The organism is Bradyrhizobium sp. P5_C11_2, from assembly GCF_054049755.1.
Genome location: NZ_JBFULT010001059.1, coordinates 1 through 1,160 on the forward strand (window position 1 = coordinate 1; position 1,160 = coordinate 1,160).

At 63.9% G+C, this 1,160-nt stretch carries 1 protein-coding gene; it reads left to right on the forward strand.

Annotated elements, in window-relative coordinates:
- Positions 1–1,160 (forward strand): DUF5801 repeats-in-toxin domain-containing protein (locus ACXJL8_RS41640; RefSeq protein ID WP_456687101.1); only part of this gene is annotated, 1,160 nt, incomplete at both ends.

Genomic DNA, 1,160 nt, shown 5'->3' on the forward strand with positions numbered 1-1,160 from the left:
TGTTCAAGGTCAGCGACACCGAGATCGTTGGTCATGTCGGCGCCGATCCGAACGGCCCGATCGCGATCCGCATCACGCTGGACAACGCAGGCAGCCTCTCGGGAGGCCAGCTCGTCGTCGACCAGTACATGGCGATCGACCATGGCGCGGACCTCAACAATTTCGATTCGACGCAGTTCCTCAACTTGGTCGGTGAGGGCGCGAGCCTCGGCGTTACGCTGACCGCGACCATCACCGACGGTGACAATGACACCGCGACGTCCTCGGCCACGATCGTGATCGCGGGGCCCCAACAGTCGAGCATCGGCTTCCAGGATGACGGCCCGTCGATTGACGTGACGGTGCAGCAGCCGGAGGAGGGTTCGGCCCATCTCGCGACGCTGTCGCTCGACGAGTCGATCGGTGGCGATCGCGGCGCCAACGGCCTTCCTGACGGAACCGTCGACGACGTCTCAGGCAACACGGACCCGGATCCGACCGGCACCAATCCGATCGGCGAGCTGAAGACGGCGGCCGGCGAAGGCGACGTGAAGGGCGAACTGGAGGCGCTGTTCGACGTCACCAAGATTGCCGGCACCGACGGCGAGAAGWCGACCGACTATGCCTATTCGTTCGCGCTCTCGGGCGCCAAAGWAACGGAGAGCGGCGGCATCGCCACCACGTTGAAGGTGACGGAYCCGAACCACACCTACTCCGACGACACGATCTAYCTGTTCAAGGTCAGCGACACCGAGATCGTTGGYCATGTCGGCGCCGATCCGAACGGCCCGATCGCGATCCGCATCACGCTGGACAACGCAGGCAGCCTCTCGGGAGGCCAGCTCGYCGTCGACCAGTACATGGCGATCGACCACGGCGCGGACCTCAACAATTTCGATTCGACGCAGTTCCTCARCCTGGTTGGTGAGGGCGCGAGCCTCGGCGTTACGCTGACAGCGACCATCACCGACGGTGACAATGACACCGCGACGTCCTCGGCGACCATCGAGATCGTGGGTACCGAGGACTCCAGCATCAGCTTCCAGGATGACGGCCCCGCGGTCTCGGTGTCCGCCAATTCGGCCTTCCAGGTCGTCCACGACGAGACCCTGCTGTTGCAGAGCCCGCCGTTCGGCGACGACAATGACATTCTGTTCACGCCCGTTTTCAACGGCGTCAAT